Below are 15,634 nucleotides of genomic sequence, written 5' to 3'. Positions count from 1 at the left end.
TCGTTGACCACGCCGAGGTTCCATCATGCCACGAGAGCCACCCCGCTGCCTTGATGATCCTCAGGCATTGACGATACCCGGCTCGTTCCTGTCACGGCGGACCAACCGGCTGCGCCCCCGAACGTCGGCACGGAACCGACGCGGCGCCGGCGGACCGGCGACCGGCCGCAGGCATTGCGTGACGATCGCGCCGCCACCCCTTCCAGTGCCACGACGCGACGGCGGACGCGCGACGGCTGTACAGCAGGCAGGTTTCGCACGGCCCGACGCTCTGTCGCGCGCCGTGGCGCGGGCTCCGGCCATAGTCGCCCGCCTCGGCCATCACCCCGCCAGCGCGGCCTCGATGGCGGCGAGCGCCTCGCCAGCGCGGGCGCCGTCGGGGCCACCGGCCTGCGCCATGTCGGCCCGGCCGCCGCCGCCCTTGCCGCCCAGCGCCTCGGCGCCCCGGCGCACCAGCGCCACCGCGTCATAGCTGGCGGTCAGATCGTCCGTGACGCCGACCACGAGGCCGGCGCGCCCGTCCTCGGTCACGCCGACGATCACCACGATGCCGGAGCCGAGGCGCTTCTTGCCCTCATCGGCCAGGCTCTTGAGATCCTTGAGGTCGATGCCGCTGACCTGGCGCGCCATCAGCTTGACCGCACCGACCGTGCGCACCGGCTCCTCGCCGGCCTCGCCGCCACCCATGGCGAGCTTGCGCTTGGCCTCGCCGAGCTCGCGCTCGAGCCGGCGCCGCTCCTCGACCAGCTGGGCGATGCGCGCCTCGACCTCGCCGACCGGCGCCTTGAGCGCCGCCGCCGCGGCGTGCAGCGCCCGGCTTTCGCCGGACAGATGATGGCGCGCGCCGTCGGCCGTCATCGCCTCGATGCGGCGCACGCCGGCGCCGACCGCGCTCTCGCCGAGCACGCTGACGAGGCCGATATCGCCGGTGCGCCGCACATGGGTGCCGCCACACAATTCGATGGAATAGGGCGCGCCATTGCCGGGATCGGTGCCCATGGCGACCACGCGCACCTCCTCGCCATATTTCTCGCCGAACAGCGCGCGCGCGCCCGACGCAATGGCGTCATCGACCGCCATCAGGCGCGTCGTAACCGGCTCATTGCGCAGCACGACGGCGTTGGCGATGTCCTCGACGGCGCGCAGCTCCGCCTCGTCGAGGGGCTTGGGGTGACTGAAGTCGAAGCGCAGGCGATCGGGCGCCACCAGCGAGCCCTTCTGCGCGACATGGTCGCCCAGCACGCGGCGCAGCGCCTCGTGCAGCAGATGGGTGGCCGAATGATTGGCGCGGATGGCGCCGCGGCGGGCAGCGTCGACGCTGAGCGCCAGCGCCGCGCCGACGACGAGCGTGCCGCTCTCGACCTCGACCTCATGGGCGAAGATGTCGCCGAGCTTCTTCTGCGTGCCGATGACGCGCACCGTGACGCCGTCATCGCCGGTCATGCGGCCGGTGTCGCCGACCTGGCCGCCGCTCTCGGCATAGAAGGGGGTCTGGTTGAGCACGACGAGGCCGCGCGCGCCGGTCTCCAGCGCCTTGACGCGCCGACCATCGCTGACCAGCGCGGTCACCGCGCCCTCGGCGGTCTCGGTCTCATAGCCGAGGAACTCGGTCGAGCCCACATCATCACGCACGCCGAACCAGATGGCGTCGGTCGCCGCCTCGCCGGAACCCGCCCAGGAGGCGCGGGCCTCGGCGCGCTGGCGCTCCATGGCAGCGTTGAAGCTCTCCACATCGACGCTCACGCCACGGGCGCGCAGCGCGTCCTCGGTCAGGTCGAGCGGGAAGCCATAGGTGTCGTAGAGCTTGAAGGCGGTATCGCCGGAGAATTTGGCGCCGCTGCCCAGTCCCTCGCTCTCGCTCTCGAGGATGGACAGGCCGCGCTCCAGCGTCTTGCGGAAGCGGGTCTCTTCCAGACGCAGCGTCTCGCTGACCAGCGCCTCGGCCCGCACGATCTCGGGGTAAGCCCGGCCCATTTCGCGCACCAGCACGGGGACCAGACGGTGCATCAGCGGGTCGCGGGCGCCGAGCAGCTGGGCGTGGCGCATGGCGCGGCGCATGATGCGGCGCAGCACATAGCCGCGCCCCTCATTGGAGGGCAGCACGCCATCGGCGACGAGGAAAGTCGCGGCGCGCAGATGGTCGGCGATGACACGGTGGCTGGCCTTTTGCGGGCCATTGGACGGCACGTCGGTCATCTCCTCGACGGCGCCGGTGAGCGCGCGCATGAGGTCGATCTCGTAATTGTCATGCGTGCCCTGCAGCACCGCCGAGACGCGCTCCAGCCCCATGCCGGTGTCGATGGAGGGACGCGGCAGGCTCACCCGCTCGCCGCCGGGCAGTTGCTCGAACTGCATGAAGACGAGATTCCAGATCTCGATGAAGCGGTCGCCATCCTGATCGGGCGAGCCGGGCGGGCCGCCGGGGATGTGCGAACCGTGATCGTAGAAGATCTCCGAGCACGGGCCGCACGGGCCGGTATCGCCCATCTGCCAGAAATTGTCGGAGGTCGGAATGCGGATGATCTTGGATTCCGGCAGGCCGGCGATCTTGCGCCACAGGCCGAAGGCTTCGTCATCCTCGGAATAGACGGTGACCAGCAGCTTATCGACCGGCAGTTCGAACTCGCGGGTGATCAGGTTCCAGGCGAGCTCGATCGCGTTCTCCTTGAAATAGTCGCCAAAGGAGAAATTGCCGAGCATCTCGAAGAAGGTGTGGTGCCGGGCGGTGTAGCCGACATTGTCGAGATCATTGTGCTTGCCGCCGGCGCGCACGCATTTCTGCGAGGTCGCGGCGCGCGAATAGGGCCGCTTCTCGATGCCGGTGAAGACGTTCTTGAACTGCACCATCCCGGCATTGGTGAACATCAAGGTCGGGTCGTTGCGCGGCACGAGCGGCGAGGAGTCGACCACCTGGTGGCCGTGCTTCGCGAAATAGTCGAGAAAGGTCGAACGAATCTCGTTAACGCCGCTCATGAAACCAGTCCGAAGAAGGAGAAGGCAGCCGGCGCTGGAGAGCATCCGGCCCGCGCCCGGCGGCGCGAGACGGTTCTAACGAGGCCCCCTCGCCTTGTCCAGAAAGGCCGCGCGGGCACGCGCCCGCATGGTTACGCGCGGGCGCCGCTGCGGTGGGGACGATCACCCGGTGGGGTTCCTCCGGCAGGCCATCCCGCGCACCGGTCGTGCCGCGCCAGATGTCCCGCAGCCTATGTCCCGCGCGACCTGCGGCGCGGGACACTCAGCCTTGCGCGGACCGCTCAGCCCTCGGTGTCGTCTTCCTCGCCCGGCTCGCCGGCGAGGATCTGCTCGGCGATGAGGCCGGCATTCTGCCGGATGGTCGCCTCGATGCGGCCGGCGATCTCCGGGTTCTGCCGCAGGAAGTTCTTGGCGTTCTCGCGGCCCTGGCCGAGGCGCTGGCTGTCATGGGAGAACCAGGCGCCGGACTTCTCGACCACGCCGGCCTTGACGCCGAGGTCGATGAGCTCGCCCATCTTCGAGACGCCCTCGCCATACATGATGTCGAACTCGACCTGCTTGAAGGGCGGGGCCAGCTTGTTCTTCACCACCTTCACGCGGGTCTGGTTGCCCACCACTTCCTCGCGCTCCTTGATCGAGCCAATGCGGCGGATGTCGAGGCGCACCGAGGCGTAGAATTTCAGCGCGTTGCCGCCGGTGGTGGTTTCCGGGCTGCCATACATCACACCAATCTTCATGCGGATCTGATTGATGAAGATGACCATGGTGTGCGAGCGGTTGATCGAGGCGGTCAGCTTGCGCAGCGCCTGGCTCATCAGGCGGGCCTGCATGCCCGGCTGGTTGTCGCCCATCTCGCCGTCGAGCTCGGCGCGCGGGGTGAGCGCGGCGACCGAATCGACCACCAGCACATCCACCGCGCCGGAGCGCACCAGCGTGTCGGCGATTTCCAGCGCCTGTTCGCCGGCATCCGGCTGGGAGATCAGCAAATTGTCGAGATCGACGCCGAGCTTGCGGGCATAGATCGGGTCGAGCGCGTGCTCGGCGTCGATGAAGGCGCACACGCCGCCCTTCTTCTGGGCTTCGGCGATGGTGTGCAAAGCGAGCGTGGTCTTGCCCGAGGATTCCGGCCCGAAAATCTCGACGACGCGCCCGCGCGGCAGGCCGCCAATGCCGAGCGCGATATCGAGCCCGAGCGAGCCGGTGGAGACCGTCTCGATCTCCATGATCTTGTCGTTCTTGCCCAGGCGCATGATCGAGCCCTTGCCGAAATGGCGCTCGATCTGGGTAAGGGCGGCGTCCAGCGCCTTGGCTTTGTCCATGGAAGATCCTTCGACGAGTCGCAAACTCGCTTGAGTCATTGCCGGGCTCCGGGTTGCACGCAAGGGGTGAACGGGATTTCCTTGAATGTATCCGGTTTGTTCTCTGTTCGCAATATGTTCTCATCGCCATCGCCGCAGATAAGGCGGTGGAGCGCACCCGAAGGTCAGGTGCATCCGTCCGCCGGCACGGCGCGGTCGAAATGTCTATACATATCAACACGAGACGCTAGACTATACGCTCTTCAGGGCCCCGGCGGGGAAACGAATTCGCCGGGCCGGCACCGAGGTCACGGCGTGAACGACACCCCTTCCCTCACCGAAGCGCCGCACCGGTCGACGCCGACGCTCGGCCAGCGCATCCGCGCCGATCTCGAGGGCAGGATCCTGTCGGGCGAGTGGCCACCCGGCCACCGCATCCCCTTCGAGCACGAGTTGATGGCGCAGTATGGCTGCGCCCGCATGACCGTCAACAAGGTGATCGCCGGGCTGGTCGCGGCCGGGCTGGTGGAACGGCGCCGGCGGGCCGGCTCCTTCGTGGCGCAGCCGCGCATCCATTCGGCGGTGCTGCGCATCCCCGACATTCCCGCTGAAGTTGCCGCGCGCGGCGAGGCCTATGGCTACCGCCTGCTCACGCGACGCCAGCGCCGCGCCGAGGCGGGCGATCCGCACGGGCTCGACGGGCAACAGGTTCTGGACATCACCTGCCTGCACCTCGCCAATGGCCGGCCGCTCGCGGTGGAGGAGCGGCTGATCAGCCTTGCCAGCGTGCCCGAAGCGCTGGCCGCCGACTTCGCCGCGACGCCGCCCGGCTCCTGGCTGCTGCGCCATGTGCCCTGGACAGAGGCGGAGCACCGCATCAGCGCGCTCGGCGTGCCCGCGCGCCTGGCGGAGCCGCTGGGCGTGCCCAAGGGCACGGCCTGCCTGAGCCTCGAGCGCCGCACCTGGCGCGCGGGGGAGACCGTCACCTTCGTGCGGCAGATCTTTCGCGGCGACGCCTACGACCTCGTGGCCCGCTTCGCGCCGTGAAAGGGCCGCCGCAGCCCCTCACCCGGCGGCGCGGCGCGCCTTGTGCGAGGCCATGAGCGCGGCGAAACGGGGCGCGAGCTCGGCTTCCGGCACCTTCTCCTGCTCCTCCATGAGCCGCCAGACATGGCCGAAAGGGTCGTGGATCTGGATCATCCGGTCGCCCCAATAGGTATCCTCGGGCGTGTCACCGGGCCGCGTGGGCTGCGCCCCGGCGGCGCAGGCGCGGGCGAAGACGGCATCGACATCAGCGACATAGATCACGCCAAAGGTGGAGGCCGCGCCGGTGGAATGGGACGAGCGCGGCCAGTCCGGGCGCGGCGCCTCGCGAAAGCGCGGGTTCTCGCGCGTCACCATCAGATAGACGCCGTCGAGTTCCAGTTCGGCCGACACCGCCTCGCTCTGCGGCTCATCCACCGGGTTCGGTGCGAAATGGCGGGCAATCTCGCGCGCCCCGAATACGTCGCGGTAGAAATCGGCGGCGGCGCCGACCTCCCGCACGATCAACGCCATGCCGAACTGCCCGACCCGCTGCCGTCCCGTGATCGCCATCGCGCGCCTCCTGTGAGGCCGCATGATGCGGGCGAGTCGGCGGCGCGCGCAACCGGAATGTTCTTGTTTTGTACTATTCCAAAAGGAGGGGCAGGCGCGTACCGCCCGCCCCTCGCCTCAGCCCAGAATGCCCGGCAGGTCGAGCTGCTGCTCGCGGGCGCAGGCGAGCGCGATGTCGTAGCCGGCATCGGCATGGCGCATCACGCCGGTCGCGGGGTCGTTCCACAGCACGCGCTCCAGCCGGCGGGCCGCGTCATCCGTGCCGTCGGCGCAGATCACCATGCCGGAATGCTGGGAAAAGCCCATGCCGACGCCACCGCCGTGATGCAGCGAGACCCAGGTGGCACCGGAGGCGGTGTTGAGCAGCGCGTTGAGCAGCGGCCAGTCGGACACCGCGTCCGAGCCGTCCTTCATCGCCTCGGTCTCGCGGTTGGGCGAGGCGACCGAGCCGGAATCGAGATGGTCGCGGCCGATGACGACGGGCGCCTTCAATTCGCCGGTGCGCACCATCTCGTTGAAGGCGAGGCCCAGCCGGTGGCGGTCGCCGAGGCCGACCCAGCAGATGCGCGCCGGCAGGCCCTGAAAGGCGATGCGGTCGCGCGCCATGTCGAGCCAATTATGCAGGTGGGTGTTGTCCGGCAGCAGCTCCTTCACCTTGGCGTCGGTCTTGTAGATGTCCTCCGGGTCGCCGGAGAGCGCCGCCCAGCGGAACGGGCCGATGCCCCGGCAGAATAGCGGGCGGATATAGGCGGGCACGAAGCCGGGGAAGGCGAAGGCGTTCTCAAAACCTTCTTCCTTCGCCACCTGCCGGATGTTGTTGCCGTAGTCGAGCGTCGGCACGCCGGCGTTCCAGAAATCGACCATGGCGGCGACATGCACCTTCATCGAGGCGCGGGCGGCGGCTTCCACCGCCTTGGGATCGCTCTCCTGCTTGGCCCGCCACTCGGCGACGCTCCAGCCGGCGGGGAGATAGCCGTGGATCGGGTCATGGGCGGAGGTCTGGTCGGTGACGATGTCCGGCCGCATCCCACCGGCCTTCATGCGCGCCACCAGCTCGGGGAAGATCTCGGCGGCGTTGCCGAGCAGGCCGACGGACTTGGCCTCGCCCGCGCGGGTCCATTGCTCGATCAGCGCCAGCGCCTCGTCGAGCGTGTGCGCCTTGGCGTCGACATAGCGGGTGCGCAGGCGGAAATCGATGCGGGTCTCGTCGCATTCGACGGCGAGGCAGCAGGCCCCGGCCATGACGGCGGCGAGCGGCTGCGCCCCGCCCATGCCCCCGAGGCCGCCGGTGAGGATCCACTTGCCGGTGAGGTTGCCGTCATAGTGCTGGCGCCCGGCCTCCACGAAGGTCTCGTAGGTGCCCTGCACGATGCCCTGCGTGCCGATATAGATCCAGGAGCCGGCGGTCATCTGGCCGTACATGGCCAGCCCCTTCTTATCCAGCTCGTTGAAATGGTCCCAGGTCGCCCAGTGCGGCACGAGGTTGGAATTGGCGATGAGCACGCGCGGCGCGTCCTTGTGGGTGCGGAACACGCCCACCGGTTTGCCCGACTGCACCAGCAGCGTCTGCGTCTCGTCGAGATCGCGCAAAGCGGCGACGATCTTGTCGAAATCGGCCCAGCTGCGCGCCGCCCGGCCGATACCGCCATAGACCACCAGCTCATGCGGGCGCTCGGCGACCTCGGGGTCGAGATTGTTCATCAGCATGCGCAGCGGCGCCTCGGTGAGCCAGCTCTTGGCGGAGAGCTCGGTACCGCGGGCGGCGCGGACGGTGCGGGAATTGTCGAGGCGGGGCGAGCTCATGATCGGGATCCTTCAGGCGCGCGAGCGGGCAAAGGCGATGGCGGTCTTTAAGAGGCGGATCAGATTGTCGCGCAGCGGCGCGGCATAGGCGGGATCATAGGGCGCGGGCCAAGTGTCCGGGCCGACGGGACCGAGCGGTTCCGGCATATAGGCCCGGCAGGCGAGCTCCATCTGCACGGCATGAACGCCCGCTTCCGGCCGCCCGTAATGGCGGGTGATGTAGCCGCCCTTGAAGCGGCCATTGGCCACGAAAGGCCGCCCGGTGCCCTTGCCCAGCGCGACCAGCGCGGCTTCCAGCTCCGGCGCACAGCTCGCTCCCGCATTGGTGCCGAGATTGAGTTCGGGCAGCGTGCCCTCGAACAGGCGCGGGATCACCGAGCGGATGGAATGGCAATCATAGAGCACCACCGCCCCATGCGCGGCCCGCGCGGCCTCGATCTCGGCGGCCAGCGCCGCGTGATAAGGGTCGAAGAAGCCGGCCCGCCGCGCGGCCACATCGGGGGCCCGGCCGTCCTTGTAGAGCGGTTCGCCGTCGAAGGTGGTGGTCGGGCACAGCTCGGTCGTCGCCTGGCCGGGATAGAGCGAGACGCCGGACGGATCGCGGTTCACGTCGATCACGGTGCGGGAGATCGCGGTGCGCACCACGCTCGCGCCGAGCTCGGCGGCGAAATCGTAGAGCGTCTCGATCCACCAATCGCAGTCCTTGCGCGCCAGCCAGGGCGAGACGAGGTCCACCTCCAGCTCCGCCGGGATGTCGGTGCCCGTGTGGGGAATCGACAGCACCAGCGGGGCGGTCCCGCGATGGATGGTGAGGAAGGGGTGGGTCAAGGGCGACCTCCTTTGCAGTCGTCATCCCGGACGGTCCGGCAGGACCGATCCGGGATCGCGCCCCGCGCAAGAAGCGGCCGACGATCCCGGCTCATCGCCTGCGGCGATGTCCGGGATGACGTCAGCGGGAGGGATGACGTCCGTTGAATGGAGGTCGCCATCCCCCTCACGCCCCACTCACGGTCGGCAGCAGCGCCGCCGCCAGCCCGGCGATGGCGCCGGAGCGGATGAGGGCGTTCGCCTTGTCCATATCCGGTGCGAAATGGCGGTCCTCGTCGAGATGCGGCACCTCCGCGCGCAGCCGCGTGCGGACCTGTTCCAGCACCGGCGAGGAGGCGAGCGGGGCGTGGAAGTCGCAGCCCTGCGCGGCCGCCAGCAGCTCAATGCCGAGCACGCAGACTGCGTTCTCCACCATGCCGAACAGGCGGCGCGCGCCATGGGCGGCCATGGACACATGGTCTTCCTGATTGGCCGAGGTGGGAATGGAATCGACGCTCGCCGGATAGGCCCGCTGCTTGTTCTCCGAAACCAGCGCGGCCGCCGTTACCTGCGGGATCATGAAGCCGGAATTCAGCCCGGGCTTCGGCGTGAGGAAGGCCGGCATGCCCGACAGCGCGGGGTCGACCAGCATGGCGATGCGGCGTTCGCTGAGCGAGCCGATCTCGCACACGGCGAGCGCGATCATGTCGGCGGCGAAGGCCACCGGTTCGGCGTGGAAATTGCCGCCCGACAGCGCCTCGCCCTCCTCCGGGAAGATCAGCGGATTGTCGGAGACACCGTTCGCTTCCGTTTCCAGCGTCGCCGCTGCCTGACGCAGCAGGTCGAGGCAGGCGCCCATCACCTGCGGCTGGCAGCGCAGGCAATAGGGATCCTGCACCCGCTCGTCGCCGACGAGATGGGAGGCCCTGATCGCTGAACCCGCCATCAGCGCGCGCAGCGCGTCGGCCGTCTCGATCTGCCCGCGATGCTTGCGCAAGGCATGGATGCGCGGGTCGAAGGGCGCGTCGGAGCCGCGCGCCGCATCGGTCGACAGCGCGCCCGTAACGAGTGCCGAACGGTAGAGGTTCTCCGCCTCGAACAGGCCCGCCAGCGCATTGGCGGTGGAGAATTGCGTACCATTGAGCAGCGCCAGCCCTTCCTTGGGGCCGAGCGTCACCGGGGCAAGGCCGGCCTGCGCCAGCGCCTCGCCCGCGGTGAGGCGGGCGCCATCCATGAAGATCTCGCCGACCCCGATCATCGCCGCCGTCATATGGGCGAGCGGGGCGAGATCGCCGGAGGCGCCGACCGAGCCCTGGCAGGGCACGACGGGCGTCAGCCCCTTGGCCAACATGGCCTCGAGCAGCGCGATGGTCGCCGGGCGGATGCCGGACGCTCCCTGCGCGAGGCTCGCCAGCTTCAGTGCCATCATCAGCCGGGCGATGGGCACCGGCATGGGCTCCCCGACGCCCGCCGCATGGGAAAGCACGATGTTGCGCTGGAGCGTCTCAAGATCGGCATCGGGAATGCGCACGCTGGCGAGCTTCCCGAATCCGGTATTGATGCCATAGACCGGCTCGCCCTTGGCGAGGATCGCCGCCACCGCCGCCGCGCTGCGCGCAATCACCGGTTGCGCGGCGGGGTCGAGAGCGACCGGGGTGCCGCGATAAACCGCGCGCCATTCGGCAAGGCTCACCGCGCCGGGTTTCAGGATGATCTGTGTCATTGGCCCCTCCAGACGCGGGCGTGAAGCGGGTTGAAGCCCATGCGGTAGACCAGCTCCGCCGGGCGCTCGATGTCCCAGATGGCGAGGTCGCAATATTTGCCGACCTCGATGGTCCCGACCTCATCCAGCCGCCCCAAGGCGCGGGCCGCCTCGCGCGTCACCCCGGCGAGGCATTCCTCGACGGTGAGGCGGAACAGCGTCGCGCCCATGTTCAGGGTCAGCAGCAGTGAGGTCAGCGGCGAGGTGCCGGGGTTGCAGTCGGTCGCCAGCGCGATGCGGGTGCCGTGCTGGCGGAAAAGATCGACCGGCGGCAGCTTGGTTTCGCGGATGAAATAGAAGGCGCCCGGCAGCAGCACCGCCACCGTGCCGGCTTTGGCCATGGCGGCCGCGCCCGCGGCATCGGTATATTCGAGATGATCGGCCGAGAGCGCGCCGAAAGAGGCCGCGAGCGCCGCGCCATGGAGATTGGAGAGCTGGTCGGCATGGAGCTTCACCGGAAGGCCCAGCCCCTTCGCCGCGGCGAAGACCCGCGCCACCTGCGCGGGCGAGAAGGCGATGCCCTCGCAAAAGGCGTCCACCGCATCCGCCAGCCCCTCGTCGGCGATCTGCGGCAGCAGCGCGATCACCGAATCGATATAGCTGTCCTTGTCGCCAGCGAATTCCGGCGGCAGCGCATGGGCGCCGAGATAGGTGGTGGTGACCGAGACCGGCCGCTCCCGCTCGAGCCGCCGCGCGGCACGCAGCGAGGTCAGCTCGGAGGCGGCATTGAGCCCGTAGCCCGATTTGACCTCGACCGTGGTGACCCCCTCCCCGATCAGTGCATCGAGCCGGCGGGCGGCGGCGGCGACCAGCTCATCCTCGCTCGCCGCGCGGGTGGCCCGCATGGTGGAGACGATACCGCCCCCTGCCCGCGCGATCGCCTCGTAGGAGACCCCGGCGAGGCGCTGCTCGAACTCGGCCGCGCGGTCGCCGCCATGGACGAGATGGGTGTGGCAGTCGATCAGCCCCGGCGTGATCCAGCGACCCTCGCACTCGATGGTCTCATCGGCCTGACACTCCACCTCACTGCACTCATCAGCCACGAGGACGATACGTCCATTGCGGCTTCCGACGACCCCGTTCTCGATGACGCCGAGGCCGGGACGGTCGGGCGCCAGCGTGGCGATCCGGGCGCCTCGCCAGAGACGGTCGCAGCGCATGGCCTCTCCTTCATCGAGTGACAGGCAGATGGATAATGTCTATACATAATGACGTTTCAACCGCCTTGTCTATAGCCCTCGGGAGCGACACCCCCATGTCCGGCACAGAGAGCCCCAGCCCGGCCGCGCCGACCACCCGCCTGTGGTTTGAAAACGCTTATTTGTCCGATGGTTGGGCACGAAATGTGACTCTGTCCGTGAGCGATGGACGGATCGCCGGAATCGATGTGGGAACGGAGTCGAGCGCCACCTCAGAGCGTCACGCCATCGCCTTGCCCGGACTCCCAAATCTCCACAGCCACGCCTTCCAGCGCGTCTTTGCCGGCGGCACCGAGGTACGCGGCCCCACCGGAGACAGCTTCTGGACCTGGCGCGAGGCCATGTACCGCGCGGTAGACCGCATGGACCCCGACGATGTCGAGGCCATCGCCACCCTTGCTTATGTCGAGATGCTGGAAGCCGGCTTCACCCGCGTTGGCGAGTTCCACTACCTGCACCACGACATAAATGGCTATCGTTACAATGAGTTGGGTGAACTTTCGCAGCGCATCGCAGCGGCCGCCACTTCCACCGGCATCGCACTGACCCTGCTGCCGGTGTTCTACGCCCATGGCGGCTTCGACGCCGCGCCACCGACCCATGGCCAGCGGCGTTTCATCAACAGTGTCAGCAGCTTCGCCCGCCTGCTTGAATCAGCCCGGCAGGCGATATCGACGCTTCCCGACGCGGTTCTCGGCCTCGCCCCGCATAGCCTGCGCGCCGCGACGCTCACCGAGATCAGCCGCCTCCTCCCGCTGACCACCGGGCCCATCCACATCCATGTCGCCGAGCAGATGAAGGAGGTCGAGGACTGCCTCGCCTTCTCCGGCCGGCGCCCGGTGGAGTTCCTGCTGGATCATGTGGCGGTGAACGCGCGCTGGTGCCTCATCCACGCCACCCACATGACCGAGGACGAGACCACCCGCCTGGCAAAAACTGGAGCCGTGGCAGGGCTTTGCCCGATCACCGAGGCTAATCTGGGCGACGGCATCTTCCCCGCTCCGGCCTTTCTGGAGGCCGGCGGACGCTATGGCGTCGGCTCGGATTCCAATGTGCGGATCGACGCCGCCGAGGAACTTCGCCTGCTGGAATATTCCCAGCGCCTCGCCCACCGCGCCCGCAACGTTCTGGCCATGAGCGAAGGCCACTCCACGGGCGCGAGCCTGTTCGCTGGAGCGCTTCAGGGCGGCGGGCAGGCGCTGGGCGCACCCGTCGGGCTGGAGGTCGGCGCCCCCGCCGATCTTGTCAGCCTTGACGCCCGCCATCCATCTCTTCTGGGCAGGACGGGCGACGGCATTCTCGACGCTTGGATCTTCAGCACGCCCGGTCAGGCGGTTGACTGTGTCTGGCGGCGCGGCGTTAAGCTGGTCGAGGCCGGCATCCATCGCGACCGCGAGGCCGCCCGTCGGCGCTTCGCCGCCGTTCGTGCCAAGCTTGCTGCCTGAATCAGCCTCTTCACCGGAGCTTCCATGTCGCTGCAATTTCTCATGATTCCCGGCGCGCCGACGCCGGTCGCGCCGTTCAGCCATGCCGTCGAGAGCGATGGCTGGGTGTTCATCACCGGGCAGATGCCGACCTGGCCGGACGATGATTCCCGCCCGCTCCCGGAGGGCGTCGAGGCGCAGACGCGGCGGGTGATGGACAATCTCGTCATCGTGCTGGACGGGCTGGGGCTCGACCTCTCCCATGTGGTGCAGGCGCGGGTGTATCTGACGGAGTTCCAGCGCGACTACCCGGCGATGAACGCGGCCTATGCGTCCTATTTCCCGACGGATCGCCGCCCCGCCCGCACCTGCGTCGGCGTCACCGGCCTCGCGCGCGAGGCGCTGGTCGAGATCGACCTCGTCGCCCGCCGCCCGTCCTGACGGCCAACAAAAAGGGCGGCCCGCGGGCCGCCCTTTTCTCTCTAAGATGGAAAGGCTTAGACGACCTTCACGGTGAAGCTGCCGACGCCGTCGACGCCGCCTTCCATGACGTCCCCGCGCACGATCGCGCCGACGCCGGCGGGGGTGCCGGACATGATGATGTCGCCGGCCTTGAGCTCGAACAGGCCCGAGAGGATGGAGATCATCTCCGGCACCTTCCAGATCATCTGGTTGAGGTCACCGACCTGACGCTGCACGCCATTGACGTTGAGCCACACCTTGCCGTCGGTCGGGTGGCCGATCTTCGAGGCCGGCATCAGCGCGGAGCACGGGGCGGACGCCTCGAAGGCCTTGCCCACTTCCCACGGCCGGCCGAGCTTCTTGGCCTCGCCCTGCAGGTCGCGGCGGGTCATGTCGAGACCGATGCCATAGCCCCACACATGCTCCATCGCCGTCTCGACCGGGATGTTCACCCCGCCCTTGCCGAGCGCCACGAGCATTTCCAGCTCGTAATGCACGTCGCTGGACTTGTCGGGATAGGGGAAGGTGCCGTTGGTGATGACGTTGTCGGGGTTCTTCTGGAAGAAGAAGGGCGGCTCCTTGTTCGGATCATGCCCCATCTCGATCGCGTGCTCGGCATAGTTCCGGCCGACGCAATAGATGCGGTGGATGGGAAAAAGCTTGTCCGAGCCTTCGACGGGAAGCGTCGGCATGCCAGGAGGCGTGATCACATAGGCGGCGTGGTCGAGAGGGGCGTTCATCAGCGTACTCCTGCGTAATAATCGACGCGTTTCTCAATGTTTTCGATGAGAGCCGACAATCCCATCGCCGCGGCGAACAGGATGATGGTCAGCGCCCAGAAATTCTCCATGTCGAAGTTGCGCGAATAGAGCTCGAACAACTCGCCATAGCCGATGATCGAGACCAGCAACTGGCCGATCACCACGCCCTTCACGCCGCGCACCACGCCGAGCCGGATGCCGGCCAGGATTTCCGGGAGCGCCGCCAGAAGGATGATCTTACCGTAGAGGGCGAAGGGCGAGGCGCCGTAGCTGCGCCCCATCTCGACCAGCGAATTCGGCACGCCCTGTATGCCGGCGCGGGTGTCGAGCACAATGATCCATACGGCGAACAGAAAGACGGTGACGACCACCGTCGTCTCGCCCATGCCGAACAGGATCATCAGCACCGGCACAAGCGCGGAGAGCGGTGCCGACACGAAGATATTGACCCAGATGCCCATGAGGTTGTCGACCGCCTTGAAGCGCCCCATGAGCACGCCAAGCACGATGCCGACCACGATGGCGAAGGCCATGCCGAGCAGGAAGCTGTTCAGCGTGGTCAGCGCCGCCGCCTGCCAGGTGCCGGTCTGCACCAGAGCCACGGCCGCCACCAGCACGTCGGACAGCGGCGGGATGAGGAACATCGCCCCCGAGCGCCCGACCAGTTCCCAGATGACGCACCAGACGAGGAGCGAGGCCATCATGGGCACGCGATAGCCGAAAAGTGTCATCGCGCCCTCCCCTAATCGACGTAGCGCTTGAGGCCCTGCCAGATCTCCTCGACCGTATCGAGATAGCCCTGGTCACGGCGAATGGCGTCGGGCGAGGCCGAGCGGTCGATCTCCGGCTCGATGATCTGGGCGATGCGGCCCGGACGGCGGGAGAGGATGACGATGCGGTCGGAGCAGTAGACCGCCTCCTCGATCGAATGGGTCACGAAGATGAAGGTCTTCTTCTCCAGCTCGACGAGGCGCAGCAGATCCTCCTGGAACTTGCGGCGGTTCTGCTCGTCCACCGCCGAGAACGGCTCGTCGAGCAGCAGCACGTCGGCATTGACCGCGAAGGCGCGGGCGAGGCCCACACGCTGGCGCATGCCGCCGGACAGTTCGTGCGGGTACTTGTTCTCGAAGCCGGAGAGCCCGACCTCGGCGATGTATTTGCGGGCGATCGACTGGCGCTCGTCCTTGCCCATGCCCTTCAGTTCAAGGCCGAAGGCGACATTGCGCATCACCGTCGCCCAGGGCATCAGCGCGAAGTCCTGGAACACGAAGGCGCGCTCCGGGCCCGGCCCGGTGACGGTCTTGCCGTTCACCCGGATCTCGCCCGAGGTCGCCGGGATGAGACCGGCGATGATCTTGAGCAGGGTGGTCTTGCCGCAGCCGGAAGGACCAAGCAGCGTGGTCAGCTTGCCGGAGGGGAAGTCGAGATCGATGCCGCGCAGCGCCTCGACCTCATTGTACATCTTGCAGATGCCCCGTACCTCGACCGCGACGTCGGCACCGGCCGGGCGGCTGGCAGCGGAAGCCGCGTGCGCCGTGATGTTGCGCAT

General features: G+C 68.2%; 13 protein-coding genes. 3 read left to right on the top strand and 10 right to left on the bottom strand.

The features are described 5' to 3' along the window. Positions 1-321 precede the first annotated feature (321 nt). A complete protein-coding gene (alaS, locus tag OU996_RS13175) occupies positions 322-2,973 on the bottom strand; it encodes an alanine--tRNA ligase (RefSeq protein ID WP_267582069.1) in 2,652 nt (883 codons plus the stop codon). Positions 2,974-3,254: 281 nt separating this feature from the next. After that, positions 3,255-4,331, bottom strand: coding sequence for a recombinase RecA (gene recA, locus OU996_RS13170; RefSeq protein ID WP_267582068.1), 1,077 nt, complete (start codon positions 4,329-4,331; stop codon positions 3,255-3,257). A gap of 255 nt (positions 4,332-4,586) precedes the next feature. Between recA and hutC the strand changes: the two genes are divergently transcribed. Continuing rightward, complete coding sequence (hutC, locus tag OU996_RS13165) at positions 4,587-5,318, top strand: histidine utilization repressor (RefSeq protein WP_267582067.1); 732 nt, start codon at positions 4,587-4,589, stop codon at positions 5,316-5,318. 18 nt (positions 5,319-5,336) lie between these two features. Here the strand turns inward: hutC and OU996_RS13160 are convergent, their stop codons facing one another. From OU996_RS13160 to hutI, 5 genes are all read right to left on the bottom strand, one after another. Further along, positions 5,337-5,867 carry a VOC family protein gene (locus tag OU996_RS13160; RefSeq protein ID WP_267582066.1) on the bottom strand — a complete coding sequence of 177 codons (531 nt, stop codon included), beginning with the start codon at positions 5,865-5,867 and terminating at the stop codon, positions 5,337-5,339. 117 nt (positions 5,868-5,984) lie between these two features. Beyond that, the gene (gene hutU, locus OU996_RS13155) at positions 5,985-7,670 is read right to left on the bottom strand and encodes a urocanate hydratase (protein WP_267582065.1); all 1,686 of its coding nucleotides are present in this window, start codon (positions 7,668-7,670) and stop codon (positions 5,985-5,987) included. A gap of 12 nt (positions 7,671-7,682) precedes the next feature. Then, positions 7,683-8,498 (bottom strand): N-formylglutamate deformylase, encoded by an 816-nt coding sequence (hutG, locus tag OU996_RS13150; protein ID WP_267582064.1) that lies wholly within the window; start codon positions 8,496-8,498, stop codon positions 7,683-7,685. A gap of 166 nt (positions 8,499-8,664) precedes the next feature. Next, positions 8,665-10,200 (bottom strand): histidine ammonia-lyase, encoded by a 1,536-nt coding sequence (gene hutH, locus OU996_RS13145; RefSeq protein WP_267582063.1) that lies wholly within the window; start codon positions 10,198-10,200, stop codon positions 8,665-8,667. Continuing rightward, complete coding sequence (gene hutI, locus OU996_RS13140) at positions 10,197-11,399, bottom strand: imidazolonepropionase (protein WP_267582062.1); 1,203 nt, start codon at positions 11,397-11,399, stop codon at positions 10,197-10,199. Before hutI ends, hutH begins: the two co-directional genes overlap by 4 nt. A 95-nt stretch (positions 11,400-11,494) precedes the next feature. On the opposite strand from hutI, the gene OU996_RS13135 reads away from it, so the two are divergent. Together OU996_RS13135 and OU996_RS13130 are read left to right on the top strand one after the other, a co-directional pair. Beyond that, a complete protein-coding gene (locus tag OU996_RS13135) occupies positions 11,495-12,883 on the top strand; it encodes a formimidoylglutamate deiminase (RefSeq protein WP_267582061.1) in 1,389 nt (462 codons plus the stop codon). A 30-nt stretch (positions 12,884-12,913) separates the two neighbouring features. Then, positions 12,914-13,303 carry a RidA family protein gene (locus OU996_RS13130; protein ID WP_267585709.1) on the top strand — a complete coding sequence of 130 codons (390 nt, stop codon included), beginning with the start codon at positions 12,914-12,916 and terminating at the stop codon, positions 13,301-13,303. 56 nt (positions 13,304-13,359) lie between these two features. Here the strand turns inward: OU996_RS13130 and OU996_RS13125 are convergent, their stop codons facing one another. From OU996_RS13125 to OU996_RS13115, 3 genes are read right to left on the bottom strand one after another with little or no spacing between them, the layout of a single operon-like run. Then, a complete protein-coding gene (locus OU996_RS13125) occupies positions 13,360-14,064 on the bottom strand; it encodes a fumarylacetoacetate hydrolase family protein (protein WP_267582060.1) in 705 nt (234 codons plus the stop codon). Further along, positions 14,064-14,816 (bottom strand): ABC transporter permease, encoded by a 753-nt coding sequence (locus OU996_RS13120; protein ID WP_267582059.1) that lies wholly within the window; start codon positions 14,814-14,816, stop codon positions 14,064-14,066. Before OU996_RS13120 ends, OU996_RS13125 begins: the two co-directional genes overlap by 1 nt. Positions 14,817-14,827: 11 nt before the next feature. Then, entirely contained in the window at positions 14,828-15,634 is an 807-nt protein-coding gene (locus tag OU996_RS13115) for an ABC transporter ATP-binding protein (RefSeq protein WP_267582058.1), read from the bottom strand.

Source organism: Ancylobacter sp. SL191, assembly GCF_026625645.1.
Lineage (GTDB): Bacteria > Pseudomonadota > Alphaproteobacteria > Rhizobiales > Xanthobacteraceae > Ancylobacter.
Note: the sequence above shows the minus strand (reverse complement) of the source record. Positions and strands in the feature narration are given on the sequence as shown.

Coding starts and splice junctions, on each gene's coding strand:
- alaS (WP_267582069.1), bottom strand. CDS start 2,973: ATGAGCGGCGTTAACGAGATTCGTTCGACCTTTCTCGACTATTTCGCG.
- recA (WP_267582068.1), bottom strand. CDS start 4,331: ATGACTCAAGCGAGTTTGCGACTCGTCGAAGGATCTTCCATGGACAAA.
- OU996_RS13160 (WP_267582066.1), bottom strand. CDS start 5,867: ATGGCGATCACGGGACGGCAGCGGGTCGGGCAGTTCGGCATGGCGTTG.
- hutU (WP_267582065.1), bottom strand. CDS start 7,670: ATGAGCTCGCCCCGCCTCGACAATTCCCGCACCGTCCGCGCCGCCCGC.
- hutH (WP_267582063.1), bottom strand. CDS start 10,200: ATGACACAGATCATCCTGAAACCCGGCGCGGTGAGCCTTGCCGAATGG.
- hutI (WP_267582062.1), bottom strand. CDS start 11,399: ATGCGCTGCGACCGTCTCTGGCGAGGCGCCCGGATCGCCACGCTGGCG.
- OU996_RS13135 (WP_267582061.1), top strand. CDS start 11,495: ATGTCCGGCACAGAGAGCCCCAGCCCGGCCGCGCCGACCACCCGCCTG.
- OU996_RS13125 (WP_267582060.1), bottom strand. CDS start 14,064: ATGAACGCCCCTCTCGACCACGCCGCCTATGTGATCACGCCTCCTGGC.
- OU996_RS13120 (WP_267582059.1), bottom strand. CDS start 14,816: ATGACACTTTTCGGCTATCGCGTGCCCATGATGGCCTCGCTCCTCGTC.
- OU996_RS13115 (WP_267582058.1), bottom strand. CDS start 15,634: ATGCGCAACATCACGGCGCACGCGGCTTCCGCTGCCAGCCGCCCGGCC.